General features: G+C 38.6%; 19 protein-coding genes and 1 tRNA gene. 1 reads left to right on the forward strand and 19 read right to left on the reverse strand.

Going from position 1 to position 21,581, the window contains the following annotated elements; translation table 11 throughout:
* Positions 1 to 8: 8 nt before the first annotated feature.
* Both ACYQ2D_RS06880 and ACYQ2D_RS06885 read right to left on the reverse strand, forming a co-directional pair.
* Positions 9 to 359, reverse strand: coding sequence for a cupin domain-containing protein (locus ACYQ2D_RS06880; protein WP_022304702.1), 351 nt, complete (start codon positions 357 to 359; stop codon positions 9 to 11).
* Between the two features lie 58 nt (positions 360 to 417).
* Positions 418 to 759, reverse strand: a complete 342-nt coding sequence (locus tag ACYQ2D_RS06885) for a cyclic-di-AMP receptor (RefSeq protein WP_117455001.1) — start codon at positions 757 to 759, stop codon at positions 418 to 420.
* Between the two features lie 177 nt (positions 760 to 936).
* Here ACYQ2D_RS06885 and ACYQ2D_RS06890 point away from each other — a divergent pair.
* Positions 937 to 1,009: transfer RNA gene (locus ACYQ2D_RS06890), tRNA-Gly, on the forward strand.
* A 107-nt stretch (positions 1,010 to 1,116) separates the two neighbouring features.
* On the opposite strand, the gene ACYQ2D_RS06895 is transcribed toward ACYQ2D_RS06890, so the two are convergent.
* From ACYQ2D_RS06895 to codY, 17 genes are all read right to left on the reverse strand, one after another.
* Entirely contained in the window at positions 1,117 to 1,887 is a 771-nt protein-coding gene (locus ACYQ2D_RS06895) for a nitroreductase family protein (protein WP_117454999.1), read from the reverse strand.
* Positions 1,888 to 2,063: 176 nt separating this feature from the next.
* The gene (gene yicI / locus ACYQ2D_RS06900) at positions 2,064 to 4,310 is read right to left on the reverse strand and encodes an alpha-xylosidase (protein WP_459785003.1); all 2,247 of its coding nucleotides are present in this window, start codon (positions 4,308 to 4,310) and stop codon (positions 2,064 to 2,066) included.
* Positions 4,307 to 4,945, reverse strand: a complete 639-nt coding sequence (locus ACYQ2D_RS06905; protein WP_117454995.1) for a YesL family protein — start codon at positions 4,943 to 4,945, stop codon at positions 4,307 to 4,309. The genes yicI and ACYQ2D_RS06905 overlap by 4 nt, the downstream gene beginning before the upstream one ends.
* A gap of 42 nt (positions 4,946 to 4,987) precedes the next feature.
* On the reverse strand, positions 4,988 to 6,979 hold the full coding sequence (locus tag ACYQ2D_RS06910) for a glycoside hydrolase family 31 protein (protein WP_444138909.1): 1,992 nt from the start codon (positions 6,977 to 6,979) through the stop codon (positions 4,988 to 4,990).
* A 96-nt stretch (positions 6,980 to 7,075) separates the two neighbouring features.
* Positions 7,076 to 9,142 (reverse strand): glycoside hydrolase family 31 protein, encoded by a 2,067-nt coding sequence (locus tag ACYQ2D_RS06915; protein ID WP_459785004.1) that lies wholly within the window; start codon positions 9,140 to 9,142, stop codon positions 7,076 to 7,078.
* A gap of 56 nt (positions 9,143 to 9,198) precedes the next feature.
* Entirely contained in the window at positions 9,199 to 10,071 is an 873-nt protein-coding gene (locus ACYQ2D_RS06920; protein WP_117454989.1) for a carbohydrate ABC transporter permease, read from the reverse strand.
* A 1-nt stretch (position 10,072) separates the two neighbouring features.
* Positions 10,073 to 10,966 carry a carbohydrate ABC transporter permease gene (locus tag ACYQ2D_RS06925; protein ID WP_022304710.1) on the reverse strand — a complete coding sequence of 298 codons (894 nt, stop codon included), beginning with the start codon at positions 10,964 to 10,966 and terminating at the stop codon, positions 10,073 to 10,075.
* A gap of 102 nt (positions 10,967 to 11,068) precedes the next feature.
* The gene (locus ACYQ2D_RS06930; protein WP_459785005.1) at positions 11,069 to 11,905 is read right to left on the reverse strand and encodes an extracellular solute-binding protein; all 837 of its coding nucleotides are present in this window, start codon (positions 11,903 to 11,905) and stop codon (positions 11,069 to 11,071) included.
* Positions 11,893 to 12,429 (reverse strand): ABC transporter substrate-binding protein, encoded by a 537-nt coding sequence (locus ACYQ2D_RS06935; protein WP_459785006.1) that lies wholly within the window; start codon positions 12,427 to 12,429, stop codon positions 11,893 to 11,895. The genes ACYQ2D_RS06930 and ACYQ2D_RS06935 overlap by 13 nt, the downstream gene beginning before the upstream one ends.
* A 213-nt stretch (positions 12,430 to 12,642) precedes the next feature.
* Positions 12,643 to 13,383, reverse strand: coding sequence for a response regulator transcription factor (locus ACYQ2D_RS06940; protein ID WP_459785007.1), 741 nt, complete (start codon positions 13,381 to 13,383; stop codon positions 12,643 to 12,645).
* 23 nt (positions 13,384 to 13,406) lie between these two features.
* Positions 13,407 to 15,230 (reverse strand): sensor histidine kinase, encoded by a 1,824-nt coding sequence (locus ACYQ2D_RS06945; protein WP_459785008.1) that lies wholly within the window; start codon positions 15,228 to 15,230, stop codon positions 13,407 to 13,409.
* A 27-nt stretch (positions 15,231 to 15,257) separates the two neighbouring features.
* Complete coding sequence (locus tag ACYQ2D_RS06950) at positions 15,258 to 15,995, reverse strand: peptidoglycan recognition protein family protein (protein ID WP_118701085.1); 738 nt, start codon at positions 15,993 to 15,995, stop codon at positions 15,258 to 15,260.
* Positions 15,996 to 16,087: 92 nt separating this feature from the next.
* Positions 16,088 to 17,545: an IMP dehydrogenase gene (guaB, locus tag ACYQ2D_RS06955; RefSeq protein ID WP_022304715.1), complete on the reverse strand. Its 1,458-nt coding sequence runs from the start codon at positions 17,543 to 17,545 to the stop codon at positions 16,088 to 16,090.
* Positions 17,546 to 17,604: 59 nt separating this feature from the next.
* Positions 17,605 to 18,108, reverse strand: coding sequence for a DUF6106 family protein (locus tag ACYQ2D_RS06960; RefSeq protein ID WP_022304716.1), 504 nt, complete (start codon positions 18,106 to 18,108; stop codon positions 17,605 to 17,607).
* Between the two features lie 148 nt (positions 18,109 to 18,256).
* Entirely contained in the window at positions 18,257 to 19,879 is a 1,623-nt protein-coding gene (groL, locus tag ACYQ2D_RS06965) for a chaperonin GroEL (protein WP_022304717.1), read from the reverse strand.
* Positions 19,880 to 19,936: 57 nt separating this feature from the next.
* Entirely contained in the window at positions 19,937 to 20,221 is a 285-nt protein-coding gene (groES, locus tag ACYQ2D_RS06970; protein WP_022304718.1) for a co-chaperone GroES, read from the reverse strand.
* Positions 20,222 to 20,650: 429 nt separating this feature from the next.
* Entirely contained in the window at positions 20,651 to 21,445 is a 795-nt protein-coding gene (gene codY / locus ACYQ2D_RS06975; protein ID WP_022304719.1) for a GTP-sensing pleiotropic transcriptional regulator CodY, read from the reverse strand.
* Between the last annotated feature and the right edge of the window lie 136 nt (positions 21,446 to 21,581).

The following is a 21,581-nucleotide window of genomic DNA, read 5'->3' on the forward strand; positions in this document are numbered from 1 at the left end:
TTGTAACATTATTTTGCTGCTTCGTTATAGATTAAAGCCATCATCTCAAAGTCTTCATCCGTATTATTTTCCATGCTGTGGCTCTGTCCCGGTTCAATCACACAAACATCTCCTTCATGCACTTCGGTACGACTTCCATCATTATCCACAAATACTCCTGTTCCTTTTAAAACAAAGTATGGTTCGGTATTTCCAACATGTTGATGCATCCCGATTGAGCTGTGTGGTTTTAACACTACTTTTGCATAAAGCTTTCCATGTCCATATAATTCTTCTTCTGCAAGAATGTGATGAAACTCTACGGTTCCTTCCCCTCCTCTGACATTTTGCTGTACTACTACATTTGTTTTTCTTACCATGATTATTTTCTTCCTTTCTCTGCTTTTCTATCTATTCTTTCTATTTTTGACACTCTCATTATAATTTTAAAAACTGTTCTACATCTACAACAAATACGGTTGCGCCGCCTACATCAACCGTAACCTGCGGTGAGGAATATCCCAGTATCGGTGCTCTTGTTCCCTCAGAATAAGTTGGTGTCGGCACAAGCATTTCTTTTCTTCTTGAACACTCTTCTTTAATAATCTGAATTGCAGTGTCTACTTTTTCATCCTCTGTTCCAATCATCAGTGTGGTATTTCCTTTTCTCATAAATCCACCTGTACTGGAAAGTTTTGTCACACTGATATGTTCTTTATTCAGACGTTCTACTACAAATCCTTCATCTTCTTTGTGCACAATTGCAAATATCATCTTCATAACGGATTTCCTCCTTGATTAAAGGTTATTTTAAGTCTCTGAATTTCTGGTCTTTAGTATACCACATTCATATCCTTTTTTCCAATAAAGTAACAAATTCTATTTTCTAAATTTTTTCAAAAAAAGTATTGACATTCTCATATCTCTATAGTATACTATCACTTGTCGTTAAGACATGCGCGAGTGGCTCAGTTGGTGGAGCGCGACCTTGCCAAGGTCGAGGCCGCGGGTTCGAGTCCCGTCTCGCGCTCTTTTTGTTTAAACAAACAAAATTTTTTCCATCGTATTATAATCAAAATACAAAAAAGAAACGTACTCTTTCTTCTATCGATTGAGTACGTTTCTTTTTTCTTTTTATCAGGTTCGCAGTACGGCACTCATCACATAATCACAATTTGAAAAATTCTTATGTGAAATATCCTCCAGACGAATCAAATCCAAATCCAGCCAGAGTTCTTCTGCTACAATCATTAAGTGTGAAAACATCACACCCAGATTAAATTCATCATATTTTCCCATACCAAAATAAGTGATATTATGCTTCTTTGAAAATACGTGAATCCGGTTGTCATAGACCACAAAACGCCATGGCTGACTGTTCATGCTTGACGGTGCAAGTCTTGCTGCCTCTAAAAGCTGTTTCACCCACTGCCGCGGTACTTCTTTATAAACGCAGAGTTCCTGAAGGCTCATTCGTTTTGCCTCTGACGGCTTTCTGGTATGTGCCCCCCGGCTCTTTCCAAATGCCATCATAATCATGCATTTCATATTTCCTTTATTGGTATTTCCAAACTTTGGTTTTACATTTCCAAGGAAACACGTTCCAAGCCCCTTTGTACATAAAAACAAGGCTAACTGTTCTAAAATGTATCCTGCATTTAACATTGCCTTATCTTTATCTTCTGAATAAAACGCCAGATAATACGGGGCTTTTACTCCCAGCAGATGAACTCTCTTATACTGTCCTTTGGTATTATCTATAATTGAAATATCCGTGGTAATTCCTGGATTTAATCCCTCTATCTGTTTACAATAATCTTTTATCTCAGTAAGCAGTGATGGTTTGAGTGCTTCCATCTCATAATTTCGTACTGATTTTCTTAAAAATATCGCTTCATATAAATTCATTTTCTCACCTTTTTAATTTTTTTGTAACATTATTGTAACATATTTAACGATAGTTGCCAATGTCTTAATGATAAAATTTTTCTTATTTCTTATAAAATAAAATACGACTTGACAAACAAATTGTCAAGTCGCATCGTATGGTATTACATACTTTTATTATAGAATAGAAACCGTAATTATTTTACAACAACTGTTCCGCTTCCAAGATTTTTCACAGTAAAGTTACCATTTCTGCCTTCTACAGAAACTTCGATTTCATCGCCTTTGCGGACTGCGTAAGCTTTCATAACTGTATTTCCTTTTGTATCCGGAATTTCTACTTCTGCACTTGCTCCATCTGAAAATTCAGAAAGTACAAGTGTAACACCATCGGCATAATCATATTCTGCTTCTGTCTCGCTTGCCCCCATCGGAAGGATGGTATTTTCACGAACCATCAGTGGAAGAGAATGATAATCATGCGTTTCTTTTATCCATGTTCCGCCCTCTTTCTTTTCTCCTGTAATCAGGTTAATCCAGGTTCCTTTTGGCAGATAGTAACTTACTTCTCCACTTTCTTTGAAGACAGGAGCAACTAAAAGAGACGGACCAAACATATACTGTAAATCAAGGCAGTCGCAGGCTCTGTCTTCTGAAAATTCCAGCATCATCGGACGCAGCACCGGTGTTCCGTTTTTATGTGCTTTTACCGCCTGCTCATAGATATACGGCATCAGACGACATTTTAAGTTTACAAATTCTTTTAAGATAACACAGGATTCTTCATCAAATAACCACGGCACACGGTAAGAAGAAGAACCATGCAGACGGCTATGAGAAGAAAGCAGTCCAAACTGACACCATCTCTTATAGATATCTGCCGGAGCAGTCTGCTCAAATCCACTGATATCATGACTCCAGAATCCAAATCCACCCGCAGAAAGGGAAAGTCCGCCTCGAAGGGTTTCTGCCATTGATACATAAGTTGCAGAGCAGTCTCCACCCCAATGTGCTGGGAACTGCTGTCCGCCTACCGTTGCGGAACGGGCAAATAAAACTGCTTCGCCTTTTCCTCTTTCTTTTTCAAGTACTTCAAATACAGCCTTATTATATAAGAATGTAAAGTAGTTATGCATTTTAACCGGGTCAGAACCATCATAATACTGAATTCCTTTTACCGGGATTCTCTCACCAAAGTCTGTCTTAAAGCAGTCTACCCCATCATCAAGCAGTGCTTTTAATTTGCTCTGGTACCATTTGCATGCTTCCGGATTGGTAAAGTCTACAACTGCCATTCCCGGCTGCCATAAATCAGTCTGCCATACACTTCCATCTATACGTTTGATGAAATAGCCATGTTCCATTCCCTCTTCAAACAATTCGGACTGCTGTCCAATATATGGATTAATCCATACACAAATTTTTAACCCTTTGTCATGATAGCGTTTTAACATTCCTTTCGGGTCTGTTGTTACCTCATGATCCCACTGGAAATTGCACCATTTAAACCGTTCCATCCAGTAGCAGTCAAAGTGGAATACATGAAGCGGAATGTCTCTGTCTGCCATTCCCTGAATAAAACCGGAGGTTGTATTTTCATCATAATCTGTTGTAAAGGAAGTAGTCAGCCACAGACCAAAGGACCATGCCGGAGGCAGTGCCGGTTTTCCGGTTAATTCTGTATATTTTTCTACTGTTCCCATCGGAGTTTTTCCGCTGATAAAATAGTAATCCAGTCTTTCAGATTCTACAGAGAACTGTACTCGTTCTACTTTTTCACTTCCGATTTCGTAAGCAACGTCACCCTCATTGTCAACCAAAACGCCGTAACCTTTATTTGTAATATAGAACGGAATGTTTTTGTAAGCAATCTCACTTGCCGTTCCGCCATCTTCGTTCCACATTTCTACAATCTGTCCATTTTTTACAAACGGAGTGAAACGTTCGCCAAGTCCGTAAACATACTCGCCTACATCGAGCAGGAGCTGCTCTACCATATAATTCTTTCCGGTTTCACGGTTATGCATGTAAGCAAGGTTTCTGAAACTGGATTCTGTTAAGAATGTATCGCCCTCATAAAATGCCAGTTTATATGCATTTGGAGCCTTATCAATGACTGCTTTTAATGTACCGCTCTTATAAATCAGCTGGTCTTCTGTATCTTCAATTGTGACATTTGGATTTTCATTTTTTACTGCTGCAAACGGTCCTTTATAAGGCATTCCCTTATGATGAACCGCTGATACTTTGATAACACCCTCCTGAGGACTAGAAAGCGTCAATGTAAGAAGTGCAATATTCAGCGCATCCCCTCTTCCTGACATGTGTTTTGCCGGAAGATATACCTCTAATTTATTTCCATTTACAGTATGTTTTGCATATTCTACTGCATAAGAAGCTTCTATTTCATCTCTTAACATCCAATATCCATTGGTAAATTTCATTCTGCTGTTCCTCCTTCTTCTACTTTCGGTTCATGTTTTTTGAGCACCCGCTCTAAAAATTCTGACATCAAAAACGCAATCGGTCCTGGCACAAAGAACACCAGCAGCGGGAGTTTCCAGACGATTGCACCAATGCAGACCAGTATAATTACAAGCATGATACTGGTAAAAATATAACGCACGACCATGTACATTGAAATTTTCAAAATCCATCCGACATTCATATCAAATCTGGAAAGTGCCGGAAATGCATAACATGCCACAATAATCAGATAAACCGATACCAGTGCATAAAAGCAGATAAAAAACAGACCCACCATGCCACTGCTTTTCTTCATTAAGATTCCTACATTTAACTGCATGATAAATGTCATCACTGCAAGAATCATCCATAAAATTGTGGCTGGAATAAAGTTTAACTTAAAAGAACGGAAAAATTCTTTCGTCACATACCCATCATTATTTTTTACTGATTTTACCATCGCATAATACAGTGCCGTAGTAGATGCACCTATGGTAATGACCGGAAGGCTGCAAAGAATCCAGAGAAATCCTAATGCCATTATGTCAAATATTTTCTCTACTGTCCCTACAAAACTTCCTCCAAATCCAAACATATTTTCCGTCTTTTTCATTTGATTCCAGCCCTCTTTCTTATAACCTGTTTTAAGTTTCTGTTATACCAGTTCCGGATGTGTTCCTCTCTTTACAAATACCGGAAGGGTATCAAGCGGAGCTGCTACGGTCACAAAATCTCCGCCCTTATATTCTGTTTTGGAGTTGATATCGACCCAGTCTCCTTCTGGCAGATACAAGGTTCTTTCTCTCATATCTTCATATAAAATCGGTGCAACCAGCATATCTGGTCCAAACATGTATTCATCTTCGATTTCCCAGACTTTTGTATCTTCCGGATAATCATAGAATAATGGACGCATCACCGGTGTTCCTTTTTCATGTGCTTCTTTCATCAGTTCTGTTACATAAGGACGGATAGTTTCTCTTAATTCAAGATATTTTGTACAGATTCTAAGTACTTCATCACCATAAGTCCATACTTCATTTGGAGAACCACTCCTGTGTTTTCCACCGCCGGATTCACTTAAACCTGGGATAAACGGTTCTCTGAATCCATGCAGACGCATAACCGGACAAAATGCTCCAAACTCAAACCAGCGCACCAGCACTTCTTTAAATTTTTCATCGTTAATATTTCCACCGTGAAAGCCTCCGATATCAGTTGTCCACCATGGCAATCCGGAAATTCCCATATTCAAACCAGCTGCAAGCTGGCTTCTTAAAGAACGGAAGGAAGAATCAATATCTCCGGACCATACCAATGTACCATATTTCTGGCTTCCTGCCCATGCACAGCGAAGCAGATTTACAATATTTTCCTGACCTTCTTCTTCCATGCCTTCATAAGCCATACGTGCATATTCTTTCGGATACATATTTCCAACTTCCATATCTGCACCGCGGAAATAACGGTAATGACTGAATTCATATCCGGTCAGTTCCGGCTCTGCCTCATCTAACCAGAAAATTTTGATTCCTAAATCATAATAATTTTTCTTAATTTTTTCCCACACGTATTTTCTTGCGTCTGGATTGGTTACATCAATCACACTTGCCACATTAAGCTGTCCAAGACGTTTTCCATGTTCGGAACGAGTCAGATAACCCAGTTCTTCCATCTCTTTATAATTTTCACTGGTTTCCTCTACGGTCGGCCAGATAGATACCATGAGTTCAATCCCCATCTCTTTTAATTCTTCTACCATTGCTTTCGGATCCGGCCAGAAATCGGTATCAAATTTCCAGTCACCCTGATTTGGCCAGTGGAAATAATCGACTACAATGACAGAAATCGGAAGCTTTCTTCTCTTATATTCTCTTGCCACTTCAAGGATTTCATCCTGAGTCATGTAGCGCAGTTTGCACTGCCAGAATCCGGTTCCGTAATCCGGCATCATCGGAACCTTTCCGGTTGCATCCGCATAAGCCTCTTCAATTTCTGCCGGTGTATCTCCTGCTGTAATCCAGTAATCCATCTGTTTTGTGGAAACTGCAGTCCATTCCGTCACATTCTTTCCGAAAGAAACCTGTCCAATTGCCGGATTATTCCATAAAAATCCATATCCATTATTAGAAAGCACAAACGGAACACTCGCCTGAGAGTTACGCTGTGCCAATTCTAAGGTACAGCCCTTTACATCCAGATATGGCTGCTGATACTGTCCCATTCCATATAATTTTTCACCGTCAATCGGCTCAAATCTTACGGTCAATCTGAAATTATCCGTATTCTGATGTGGCTCAAACGTTCTTGGCACAATCTCAAGTGCACTATTATACTCTTTTCTGTAATCCGCACGAATTCGTTCAAACTCTTCTAATAACAGTTTTCCATCCTGATTTTTGAAACGCAGTTTTCCGGTCGGTGTAATTTCACAGCGGATTTTTCCATTTTCAATGACCGTGCAGTCATCCTCTTCAAATACCTTTACTTTACATTCCTGTGGGGGAAGTAAAGCAGAAATATCTTCCGGTACAAACTCATAACGCTGTGTCGCACGAACACGGAAACTGTTTTTTCCCCATGGTTCAATACAAAGTAATTCCTTATCCTGTCGTCTGTAAATCTTATTTCCTTTTTGTGTAATCATCTCAAATATCCCCCATAAAAAACGTGCTGCACCGGCTGCATCCAAGGCAACCAGTGCAGCACACCCGTTTACTTTTCACATATCATCAGAATCTTTTTATACTTCTAATTCAAATCCTTCTTTTGTAAATAACGGAATCTGTTCAATTGGTGTCTCTACTGTAACGGTCTGTCCGCCTTCAAATACTTCTTTTGTCCATACGTTTGTCCATTTTGTACCCGCCGGCAGATAAACTTCTTTTGTTTTCTGTCCACGTTCCATAACCGGTGCAACCAGAATCTGTGGTCCAAACATATACTCAGATTCATTATCCCAGCATGTTTTATCTTCCGGGAAGTCATAGAACAGAGGTCTCATAACCGGACTTCCTTTTTCATGTGCAGCTTCCATCAGTTCTCTTGTGTATGGACGCATTGCCTCACGAATTTCAATGTATTTTTTACAGATTTCGTAAACATCATCACCATAAGACCAGATTTCGTTCGGGGCACCGGATACGCACTCTGCACCACCGGTTGTTCCAAGCTGTGGCTGATATGGCATACGATAACCGTGAAGTCTCATAACAGGACAAAATGTTCCATATTCAAACCAGCGTACAAATACTTCATGATAATCTTCATCATAGATGTTTGCTCCAAAGAATCCACCAATATCGGTTGTCCACCACGGAATACCGGAAAGTCCCATGTTAAGACCTGCTGCAAACTGATTCTGAAGACTTTCAAATGTAGAATGAATATCTCCGGACCATACGAGTGCACCATATTTCTGACTTCCTGCCCATGCACAGCGAAGCAGGTTGACTACATTTTCCTGTCCCTCTGCTCGCATGCCATCAAAGAATGTTTTTGCATACATTGCCGGATAAACATTACCAATCTGTACGTTTGGTCCTAAGTGATAACGATAATTTTCAAAATCATATACGGTGTATTCCGGTTCTGCCTCATCGAGCCAGAAGATTTTTACACCTTTATCATAATAATTTTTCTTTGCTTTACCCCATACATACTCTCTTGCTTCCGGATTTGTCGAGTCATACTGAATGGTATTTCCCATGTAAACATTATCGATTCTTACACCTTTTTCTACTCTGGTCAGCAGACCTTTGGCTTTCATTTCTTCAAAGTTTTCACTCTTATAGTCAACCATCGGCCAGATAGATACCATCAGCTCAATACCCATTTCTTTTAATTCTGCAATCATTGCATCCGGGTCTGGCCAGTAAGTCGGGTCGAATCTCCAATCACCCTGTTTTGGCCAGTGGAAGAAGTCAACTACGATAACATCAATCGGAATCTGTCTTCTTTTATATTCTCTTGCCACTTCAAGCAGTTCTTCCTGTGTCTGATAACGCAATTTACACTGCCAGAATCCAAGTCCATATTCCGGCATCATCGGAACTTTTCCGGTTGCGTCTGCATAAGCTTCTTCAATTTCTGCCGGTGTATCTCCTGCTGTAATCCAGTAATCCAGTTTCTTAGTAGAACGTGCTTCCCATGTTGTAATATTTTTATTGAAGCTTACACGTCCGATTGCCGGATTGTTCCATAAAAATCCATATCCAAGAGAAGATAATGCAAACGGAACGCTTGCCTGAGAGTTTCTGTGTGCCAGTTCAAGTTCTGCACCTTTTACATCCAGGAATTTCTGCTGATACTGTCCCATTCCGTAAATCTTTTCATTTGGATTTGACTCAAAACGCATCGTCAACTCATAATCTCCACCGATAATCGGTTTAAACTCTCTTGCCTCTACTTCCAGAGAACTACAGGTTTCTGCAAACATATCTTCTCTGTTTCGTACATATTCTTCTAAGAGAAGTTCACCTTTCTGATTATAAAAGCTGATTTTACCGATATTGTTGATTACCGCTTTAATTTTTCCATTTACGATTTCTGCGGAATATTCTTTAATTGTAATTTCAGAGCTGCGATTTTCCGGTTTTCCATCCAATGCCCAAAGTTCTTCCGGCATTTGAGGCATTTTTGATGCACGGACACGGAAACTGTTATCTCCCCAAGGTTCAATGATAACTCTCTCTGCATCATAGCGGTAGTAAAGAGAATGGTCTTTTTCCTCAAAGTAACCTAATAAAAAGTTGTTGTCTGAGCGGAAGTCACCTGTTGGTGCACCCTCTTTTTTTACAAAATCTGGCATAGTTTTGATTCCTTTCTTTATTTTTTTATTGTTTTTTATTTATTATTTTTATAGCATCACTCTTTTACAGCACCTGCTGTTAAACCACCTACAATGTATTTCTGTAAGAATACAAATACAAGGATTACAGGAATAACAAGGATTGCACCATAAGCCATAATACAGTTCCATTTTGTTCCGTATTTACTCTGGAATTTATGGATATTTGCTGTCAATGGTCTCATGTCTGCTTTTACGTTAAATGTCATGGAATAAATCAGATCGTTCCATCCATTTAAGAAAGAGATAACAACTACGGTGATGATACCGGTTTTAATTGTAGGAATCATAATCTTAAAGAAAGAACGGAATACATTACATCCATCAATACGTGCGGCTTCATCCAGGGAAACCGGAATACTCTTAAAGTATGGTCTTAAAGTTACAACGATAAACGGAACCGAACCGGAGGAAATTGCAAGTGCCGGTGCAAGATAAGTTCCAAGTAAACCTGCTTTAGAGAAAATCAGGTACATTGGTGTTAACATAACGGATGCCGGGAGCATCTGAGTTACAAGAAAAGTAAGCATGAAGCTTTTTGTTCCTTTTACTTTATAACGCCCCATACCATAAGCAGCCGGAATACCAAATACCAGTGATAAACACATGGAACACAGTGCAATGGATACACTGTTTTTTAATGAGGTAATAAAGTCTTTATCCTGCAAGTTCTGGAGCCATGGATCAACGGTAAATTCATGTGGATAATAAGTTACGATTTTTCCAAAACTTTCCATATCTGTCTTAAAAGACATCTGAATCAGCCAGTAAATTGGGAACAAGAAGATAATTGCGATTATAATTGCCCAAAAGCAATTGATGACATTGCTTCGTCCCTCTTTTGATTTCAGATATGCGACTTTTGCTGATTTTGTACTTTCCTTACTCATTCTAGTCATCCTCCTTACTCAACAGTTTCAGGTAGAAGATCCCAACCAGGAACAGGCAGGCAAATAATACCATTGCGATTGCAGAACCCTGTGAAAATTCATACTGGGTAAATGCTTTTGAATATGCATAAGTTCCAAGTACGTCAGTGGAGTTGAACGGACCACCTGCTGTCATAATGTACATAAGGTCAAATGCTTTAAATGTATAGATAAATCCAAGCATCAATACTGAAAGCATAGCCGGTTTCATCAGCGGCAGTGTTATGTAGATAAATCTCTTAAATGCATTTGCTCCATCCATAGAAGCACTTTCATAGATATCAGTTGAGATGCCGGTCAGACCGGAAGTTAACAGTAACATGTTAAATGGAATACCTACCCAGCAGTTTACGGCAATGACTGCTCCAAGTGCAGTTCCGCCATTTACCAGCCAGTCGATTGGGGACGAAATCAGATGAACCTTCATTAACAGGTCATTGATAACACCACCATCGAGTAAGAATAAGTTCTTACCAAGTAAAGCTGTAACCGACATGGGCATCATATATCCCACCAGCACGAGACCTCGAATCGGTCCTGCCAGTGTAAATTTCTTTGAGAAAAACATTGCAAATAAAAAGCCGATTGTAAACTGAACTACAAGGCAAGCCAGTGTAAATTCAATTGTATTTTTAAATACCAGCTGGAATGTCGGGTCGGCAAACAGCTGTTTATAATTGTCAAGTCCAACAAAAACCGATGCACCGGTGGCAAGGTTTTTTACGTTTACATTTTTAAAACTCAAAATCAGATTGTAAATCAAAGGATAACCACAAATTGCAACCAGATAAATAAAACCGGGAAGAATAAAAATATAGGCTTCTCTCCTCTTCTTTGCAGCCATGTTCAGTTTCATCTTCACACACTCCTCTCACGGAATTTCAAGATTTTCATTTTAAAAGAGTCCCGAAACCCAGACCGGTTCCAGGACTCTTTCTTATTACTGCTTATTTTTTTCTTACTTATTTACGTCGTCTGCAACTCCGCCGCCTGTTGTCAAATCAGGAAGTGGATCTTCTGCAACAATCGGGTCAATCTTAGCCTGCGCTTCTTTCATTGCGTCTTCTACGGATTTTTCACCAAGCAGAGCCTGCTGAACACCTGTATAAAGTGCTTCGGAAAGAGTCGGCCACTGAGCGTGCGGTCCTCGTGCTTTTGCATAATTCATAGCATCGTTAAATACAACGTATCTGTCATCTGTTGTCCAGAGGTCTTTTAAGCCTACAGCATCTTTACGAACCGGAAGTTTTGCAGCTGCTGCTGTAAAGTCTGCGTTGTTTTCTGCATTCATAAGGAATTTCAGGAAGTCAACACATTCGTCTTTGTATTCCGAACCTGTGCAGACACCAAAGTTTTCTCCACCGATTGTAGAAGCGTATTCTTTATCTTTTGGAAGTAAAGTATACTGATAATTGAAAGAACCATTGATTTTCTCATCAATGTCAGCTAACTGCCATGTACCGGATTCAAACATTGCTGCTTTACCACTTGTAAATGCATTGTATGCATCAGACTGCTGCCAGTTAACAACTTCTTTACTCATGTAACCGTTTTGTACTAAGTCAGTTAAGAACTGAACTGCTTTTGTTGATTCAGCACTTGTCAAATCATCAATGTTTCCACCTGCGGAATAAATCCAAGGCAGAATCTGGAAAGTACCTTCTTCTGTAGCGATATCGCACATTGCAAATCCATATACACCTTCCGCTGCATTTGTTGTTGCCTTGCAGGCTTCTTCAAATTCTTCCCATGTAGTTGGTGGGTTCTCGATACCTGCTGCATTTAAGATGTCCATGTTACAGCAAAGGTCAGACAGTTTGAATTGTTTGGAAGTCCGTAGTATTTACCATCTGCATCCATACAGCTTGAAAGAGGTCCGTCATAAAACTGGTCTAATTCATCCCAATCTTTGATGTCATCTGTGATGTCCTCAAATACACCAAGAGAAATATAGGATTCCATATCCGGTGAATCAACCATTCCGATGTCAGGAAGCTCTCCTGATACTGCACCGATTGTGTACTGGTTCATCAATTCTTCACGGGATACATAAGTACATGTAACATGAATCTTATCCTGAGACTCATTGTATTTCTCCGCTACCGCCTCAAGGTCTGGAGCTTCATGCTCGAAATAATGCCACAGCGTAACCTCTGCTGCTCCGTTTGAATTGGAAGAACTGCTGTCGCTCGCCTCTTTGCTATCACTGCTTGACTCTGAGGATGAACCGGAGCTACTGCCTCCACAACCTGTGACCAGTGTACCTGCCATTGCACCAACCAGCATCAGCGCTGCGATTTTCTGGAACCTTCTCTTCATAATTTTTTTCCTCCTCTAATTAAGATGTTATTATTATAATAATTTCAGATTTTTTTCGTAACTTACTATCTTAAGATAAGAGGCAAAATCTTAAGATACAATTTTAAGATTCGGGTATTTTTTTAAGATAGATCACAAAAAACCAGAATAATACTATGCACTTTAACCACACGCATTTAGTACACACATATTTATTCTGGTATTTTGTATAAATCATTCTGAATTTTTCCGAATGTATTCCGTCATTGTGCAACCTTCCACTTCTCGAAATACTTTATTAAAATATTTGGAATCTGAAAATCCTACACTATACGGAATTTCCTCTTTGGGCAATTCTCCATTTAATAAAAGTTTCTTTGCCACTTCTATTCTATAATTCTTTAAAAAATGAGAAAATGTTTCTCCCATGTCTTTATTAAACAGATAACAAAAATACTCCTGTGAAATTCCAAGATTAGCAGCCAGCTCTTTCTGACTGATTTTACTGGAATACCCTTTTTCAATAAATCCCAGAGATTTTCTCACCAATGGATGCACATCCGGGTACCGTTCTTTTAATGTTTTATCAATGAGCTGAGGCTTTCCTTTCTGCGCCGCATCCAGACGTTCCATCGTATCTTTTAATTCGTCATAAGTTACTGGTTTTACCAGATACTCTTTTACTCCCAGGCTGATTGCCTGTCTTGCCACTTCAAATTCTTCATAAGCGCTTACGATTACATATTTCGTGCAAACACCTGCTGCAATTCCTGCCTTAATCAGTCCCATTCCATCCAAAAATGGCATCTTTAAGTCCGTAAAAACCACATCCGGCTTTAGGATCTGAAGCAACTCTAATGCCTGCTTTCCATTCGATGCCTCTGCTACTACCTCATAATCCTCTGATAAAGAAGTTAAAACGGAACGAAGTCCTCTCCTCGCCCGTTCTTCATCTTCTGCTATCAATATTCTCATTTATCTGCCTTCCCCCTTGTCTCCTACTGTCTTGCCTCTGGAAGTATCATTGTAAACTTACAGCCTTTTCGCTCTTCTGTCTCTAACTGAATCTTTAAATCTTCTGTATAATACATCCTCATTCTGGTTACGACATTAGAAATTCCGATTCCCAATCCTTTTTGTTTTGCAAGCAACGGATTCTCCAACACTTCTTTAATAATCTGTTCTACCTCCGGGGTCATTCCACATCCATTATCCTCAATTACAATTTTAAGATACTCTTGATATCCTTCTCCGGTAATTCGGATAAATCCACCTTTATTGACCCCTTCTAATCCATGAAGAATCGAATTCTCTACAAACGGCTGAAGCATCAGTTTCCTGCACGGCCAGTTATCATAATCCGAATCAAACTGAATTTCATAATCAAAGGCACTTCCCATTCGTTCTTTCTGTAAAAACAAATACTGCTCAATCCATGAAATTTCCTGAAACATATACACATTCTGATGTTTCTGATCAAACGTATAGCGTAAAATATTAGAAAGTTTTTTAAGAAGCAAAGAGACTTTAAAATCCCCATTATCCATTGCCTCATAATTAATCGCATTTAAAGTATTACAGATAAAATGCGCATTAATCTGCGATTCAAGTGCTTCTCTCTCTGCCCTGCGCTTCATTTTCATCGATTCAATAATTTCTCCATGCTGTTCTTCTACTTTCACATTTGCCTCTTGAATTGAACACAACATCTCATTATATTCCCGTGCTAACTGCCAGATTTCATTTGTTCCTTCTATTGAAATATATCCCTGCATATCCCCGGTTTTTACACGATCAATAGAAGTACTGATAACACTGACCGGCTTTAAAATCGACTTAATAATAAAAATTGCAATCCCCATTACGGCCAAAATCGCACACAAATACAAAATCATCGCCTTAGAGTACATTTTGTTTACGTTTGACTCTAAAGCAGCTTTGTCAATCACACCATGCAGCTTCCATCCATAATTTTTCACATCCGTTTCCAGATTGATTTTATTCGTGTCACTATTATAAATCTTTTTTGCGTTTTTATCCACATAATTTTCGTCGGTATGAAACAAAATCTTTCCACTGGCATTTTCAATATATCCCTGTAAAAACTCATCTTTTCCCCCCTGAGAAAGCTGTTTTAACAAAGATGAAATTGGCTGACTGTAATAAGAAACGATAATCATGTATTTCATATTTTTATAATTATAGCCATTCTTAATCGGAAATGCGATATGTAAGACTCCTCTTCCAGACACATTCAAATGTTCATTTGCTCCGTTTACAATAATATAGCGGGGCAGAAGCCCTGTCTCATTATGTTGTTTCATCTCCTGAAACAGACTTATAATCTCATCCTGATTATTTTCATCCCAGATTCCCCTGACTTTTTCTGTGCCCACTTCTTCTCTGGAAAACTGCGCAAGCAGACCATCTTCTTCAATTACTGCAACTCCGGTAATGGAACCGCTTCCATAAGTTGTACTTTTTAAAGTTGTCCGCATCAGCTTAGAAGCATACTGATTGGTCTTTCCTGCCTGTACATAGTCTTCAATTTCCTGTACAAGCCGGTCCTCCACTGCAATATTTGCCCCCAAATCAATAAAGGACTCCATCTGATTTTCAATATTTTTCTTAACGGACTCTATCATCACTTTCTCTGATTCATAAGTCGTATCGAGCAGATACTGATAATATTTGCTCTTCATATATCCCAATAAAATCAGAGCAATGATAAAAATCATGCCAAAAATCGAAACCAAAAGAGAACACCACATGTGAGAACGATAATAGGTAACTGCCCGCTGTAAAATTTTTTTCTTTTTCATCTTAAATCTTTCCTTTCAAATCCAAATTTACTGTTGACTGGCAGTTTCTACTTCCTGTTCCACAACTGCAATCTGAACATCTACATCTTTCTTAAACTGTTCCCACTCATCTTCATGTTCTACAAAATATTTCGGGCAGTTCTTTCCTGTCACATCATAATGACGAATCACCTGCTCACTGGTAAGTCCAAATCTCTGACAAAGCCATCCAACTAATTCAACTAAAGACTGATAGGTCTCTTTTGTAAATTTTCCACTCTTATCTTTATGACAACATTCAATTGAAAGGGTATCACTGTTTCTCGAATTAGAAGCATACGAAATCTCTGAACTTGGAATACACTGAACAATTTCTCCTTTTATTCCCACTACAAAATGACTGCTTGCCTTTGTCTCATGGCTGTCTTTTAACCCTTCAAAATAATCCCTGTTCTGTTTTGCAGTACTCTTTGGATTTGCCGTATAATGAATTACAATTCCATTGATTTTTTCAAGTGCAATCCCGGGTCTTGAATATTCATTGATATCGAGCAAATCAACTGTAAACGGTGGCGCTCCCGGAAAGTCTGCGTTTTTTTCCGTTTCTTCTTCTGCCGTTACATCTGTCTCTTCCTGAGACTGTGCTTCTACTCTGCCCTGTATCAATTCTGCAATCTTAACAACCGCAGTTTTTACCCCAAAAATAATGAAAAATAAAGTCACTGCATAAATAACGAATACCTTTATATTCCATCTTGTTCTGATTCTTTTTTTCTTTCGTTTCATAAAAAACTCTCCCCAATGCCAAAAACGGCAGAAACCATTGCCCAAAGACAACAGCTCCTGCCGTTTATGTTTACATCTGAAACTCTTTTGTATTATTTGTCATCTACGCTGTAGTTCGGAGCTTCTTTTGTGATATGAATGTCATGTGGATGTGATTCTTTCAAAGACGCAGCAGTAATCTTAACAAAACGTCCTGTTGCTTTTAATGTTTCAATATCTTTTGCTCCACAATATCCCATACCGGAACGAAGTCCACCGATTAACTGGAATACTGTATCTTCAACATGTCCTTTGTATGCAACACGTCCTTCAACACCTTCCGGAACTAATTTCTTTGCATTTTCCTGGAAATAACGGTCTTTACTTCCGTTTTCCATTGCTGCAATAGAGCCCATTCCACGATATACTTTATATTTTCTTCCCTGATATAATTCAAAATCTCCAGGGCTTTCATCACATCCGGCAAACATACTTCCCATCATACATACGTTTGCTCCGGCTGCGATTGCTTTTGTCATATCGCCTGAGTATTTGATACCACCGTCTGCAATAATCGGGATACCATATTCTTTTGCTGCTTCGTAACAGTCCATAACTGCAGTAATCTGCGGAACACCGATACCTGCAACGACACGAGTTGTACAGATAGAACCAGGACCGATACCAACTTTAACAGCGTCAACACCAGCTTCAATTAAAGCCTTTGTTGCTGCACCGGTTGCAACGTTACCGGCAATTACCTGTAAATCCGGATATTTTTCTTTCATTTCGCGGACTGCTTTTAAAATATTTGCAGAATGTCCATGAGCAGAGTCTACGACAACAACGTCAACATTTGCTTTTACAAGTGCATCCACACGAGCCATAACGTTTGCTGTGATACCTACTGCTGCACCACACAGCAGTCTGCCCTGTGCATCTTTCGCAGATAAGGGATACTTAATCTGTTTTTCGATATCTTTAATGGTAATAAGACCTTTTAAATTGAAATTCTCATCGACAATTGGAAGTTTCTCTTTTCTGGATTTTGCAAGGATTTTCTTTGCATCTTCCAGTGTAACACCCTCCCTTGCTGTTACAAGATTTTCGGATGTCATACATTCCTTGATTTTTCTGCTGAAATCTTCTTCAAATTTCAAATCTCGGTTTGTAATAATACCAACTAATTTTCCGTTTTCCGTGATTGGCACACCTGAAATACGGAATTTTGCCATAAGATTATTTGCATCTTCCAGTGTATGTTCTGGAGATAAATAAAACGGGTCGGTGATAACACCATTTTCAGAACGTTTTACTTTATCTACTTCGTCTGCCTGTGCTTCAATTGACATATTTTTGTGGATAATACCAATTCCACCCTGTCTTGCCATAGCAATTGCCATACGATGTTCTGTAACCGTATCCATTCCTGCACTCATCATCGGAATGTTCAGTTTTACTTTTTTTGTCAGATAAGTTGTTAAATCAACCTGATTTGGAATCACCTCAGAATAAGCCGGTACTAAGAGTACATCGTCAAAGGTAATGCCTTCACCAATAATCTTACCCATTGTCTTTCTCCCTTCATTTTGTTTATAGTAATAAAATATAACAAATTCCGACAAAAGTGTCAATCCACAAAAACTTTTCTCGGACAACTTTTTTCAATATTTTTTAAAAGTTCTTCGTCCGGCTCAAGCAACACTTTACAGAGTTCATTGTCACTAGGAATAATCATCGCAAAAACTTTATGTGATGGATTTCCTGATGAAAAATCATAAACTTTCATTTTGGTATTCTGGTTCTGATAATCCAGTCTATGGGATTTTACCGGCGCCATAATTTCCATTTTGGAAAGTTCAAAACTTTTGGCTCTTTTTCTCTTCATCTTCGCCATAATTTTGTCAATATCGAGTTCTCCATTTACATAGACATACTCAAATTCCAAATCCAGATTCGGAAACACAAAATAGGCTGCAATTCCAAGCGCAATCGCTGCAATAAATGCAAGCGGTGTAATCAAAATTCCGGCAACTGCCATAAGTGCAATCAGTGCAATCAGAAGCACTTTTATCATCTTGTCTTTTGCAGTTACTTCTTTTTTTATCAGAAGTTCTGAATATGTGTCGTTCACTTCGTTCTCCTTTCGTTTTTTCGTGCATTTTCATGCATTTTTTCTTATCTCTTTTAGTCTATCATAAAGAAATGCCGGTGTCTAGCTGACACCGGCATAAGAATTTCTTAAAATGTCAATCGGATATTCGCAATCCGCTTTGGTTAAATTACATCATACCCATTCCCGGATTACCTGCTGGCATTGCAGGAGTCTCTTCTTTGATTGTAGAAACAACTGCTTCTGTTGTTAACAGAGTTCCGGCAACACTTGTTGCGTTCTGTAATGCACTTCTTGTAACTTTAGTCGGGTCAAGGATTCCTTTTTCTACCATATTTACATACTCTTCATGGAATGCATCAAATCCAACACCAACTTCAGATTCTCTTACTTTATTGATGATAACAGAACCTTCCAGACCTGCGTTTGCAGAAATATGGAACAGAGGAGCTTCCAGAGCTTTTAATACCACTCTTGCACCTGTTTTTTCATCGCCGTCAAGTTCTTCAACCAGTTTTGCAACTTCTTTCGATGCATGGATGTAAGCAGAACCGCCACCTGCGATAATACCTTCTTCTACAGCTGCTCTTGTTGCATTTAAAGCATCTTCCATACGAAGTTTTGCTTCTTTCATTTCTGTTTCTGTTGCAGCACCTACACGGATAACAGCAACTCCACCGGAAAGTTTTGCAAGTCTTTCCTGTAATTTTTCTTTATCAAACTCAGAAGTTGTTTCAGCAATCTGATGTTTAATCTGAGCGATTCTTGCTTCGATATCTTCTTTAGAACCTTCACCATCAACGATAACTGTTGTTTCTTTCTGTACTTTAACAGATTTTGCACGTCCAAGCTGATCCATCGTTACGTCTTTTAATTCAATACCCAGTTCGTCAGATACAACTGTACCATTTGTCAGGATTGCGATATCACGAAGCATTTCTTTTCTTCTGTCACCATATCCAGGAGCTTTTACAGCTACTACAGAGAATGTTCCTCTTAATTTGTTTACGATAAGAGTAGTCAGCGCTTCTCCTTCGATATCTTCTGCGATGATTAACAGTTTTGCACCTGATTTTACAATCTGCTCTAATACCGGAAGTAAATCCTGGATATTAGAAATTTTCTTATCTGTAATCAAAATATATGGATCATCTAATACAGCTTCCATTTTATCCATATCTGTTGCCATGTATGCAGAAATATATCCTCTGTCAAACTGCATACCTTCTACTAAATCCAGTTCTGTTTTCATTGTTTTGGATTCTTCGATTGTGATAACACCGTCATTGCTTACTTTTTCCATAGCATCTGCTACCATTTCACCAACTTCGTCATCACCGGCAGAAATTGCTGCAACCCTTGCAATCTGTTCTTTGCTTTCAATTGTTCCGCTCATTGCCTGAATTGCCTCTACAGCTTTTGCAGTTGCTTTTTTCATTCCTTTTCTTAAGATAATCGGGTTGGCACCTGCTGCCAGGTTTTTCATTCCTTCATGAACCATTGCCTGAGCCAGTACAGTTGCGGTTGTAGTACCATCACCGGCTACATCATTTGTCTTAGCAGCAACTTCTTTGATGAGCTGTGCACCCATGTTTTCAAAACCGTCTTCTAATTCGATTTCTTTTGCGATTGTAACACCATCATTTGTAATAAGCGGAGCACCGAAAGATTTGTCTAATACAACGTTTCTTCCTTTCGGTCCTAATGTCACACGTACGGTATCTGCTAATTTATTTACACCATTTTCAAGAGCTGCTCTTGCTTCTGCTCCATATTTAATTTCTTTTGCCATTACTTTTTTCCTCCTGATTTTTGAGAATTACGATTTTTAAGAATTATAATTTCTTATTTATTTTACTACGGCAAGAATGTCGTTCTGTCTTACGATAATGTATTCTTCCCCGTCTAATTTCACTTCTGTACCAGCATATTTGGAATAGATAACCTGATCTCCAACGGCAACTTCCATTTTCACTTCTTTTCCATCAACTACTCCGCCAGGACCTACAGCGATTACTTCTGCCTGTTGTGGTTTTTCCTGTGCCTGACCCGGTAATACGATACCGGATTTTGTAGTTTCTTCTGCAACTAACTGTTTTAATACAACTCTGTCTCCTAATGGTACTAATTTCATATCTAAAATGCCTCCTTTAGAATTATCAATCTCATTTTACTAGCACTCATTTTAATCGAGTGCTAACCGTTAGTCATATATTAGTTAATTCAGCTTATTTCCGCAACTGCAACAAAAGGTGTAATATTTTATATTTCATGATATTTTCTTATGTTTTCTCATTTTTTCTTATGTTTTCTTATTTTTTTATTTTTGTACATGTTTCATACAATTTTTATAAGTTCAAAATAGAGAATGTGGCAAGGCACATTCTCGCGCCTGCGGCGGTCGCTTGCGACATCTACTTTGTACGCCGCAGTGCGCATCCCCGCGGAGCGTTTTTTTATTTACAGGAAAGTAATTTTCTGTAAATAAAAAAATAGAAAGTCAAGTTCCCTCTTACTATATGAAGTCTCTTCACTTTCTATTCTTGATTCATTCATTTCTATTCTATTTATTATTCTTCACGATTTTTCTTTTTTTAATTTCATCGAGTTCATCAAAAATCACTTCATTCAAAACTTTAATATAGGTTCCTTTCATACCGGAAGAACGAGATTCGATAACTCCTGCACTTTCAAACTTACGAAGTGCATTTACAATCACAGACCTTGTAATTCCCACACGGTCTGCAATCTTACTTGCAACTAAGATCCCCTCATCTCCGTCGAGTTCATCAAAGATATGAATGATTGCCTCCAACTCTGAGAATGACAGTGTATTGAAAGCCGCTTTTACCACCTGAATCTTCCGATTTTCTTCTGCATTTTCTTCATGAACGGAACGCATCATTTCAAGACCAACCACAGTTGTTCCGTACTCACTTACGATAATATCTTCTATATCATAACTTTTGGTATCACGGTACATAAAGAGTGTTCCTAAACGTTCTCCTGCAATATCAATCGGACTGATAATAGCCATATACTTATCAATACCTTCGCTTTCAAATCCAAGAGTCTGTAAATTGACATTTTCTTTTGTTGACAAAACTCCAAGCAGTCTTTCATTTAAGAGCTTATCAATAAATCCGCCGACCTCATCATCAATTAGCTCTGTAATCTCCTGCACTCCCTGACATGTTCCGACACCAAGTACTTTCCCCTTTTTACTGATAACAAGTATATTGGAGTCCAGAGTCTCTACCATCACCTCGCAGATATCATTAAATAATACCTTGGAAGAATGATTATTATGGAGCAGTTTATTAATTTTTCTGGTCTTGTCTAGTAATTGTACGCTCATAATAAATCTCCTTTCGTTTTGTTCAGCATCCAATCCTATATATTACATTTATTTTTCCTTTTTTCATTTTACCACACAATTATTCTGAAATCAATGGATAATATAGCTATTTTCTGTCTATTCATTTTTTTCTAAC

Source organism: Blautia stercoris, assembly GCF_054657695.1.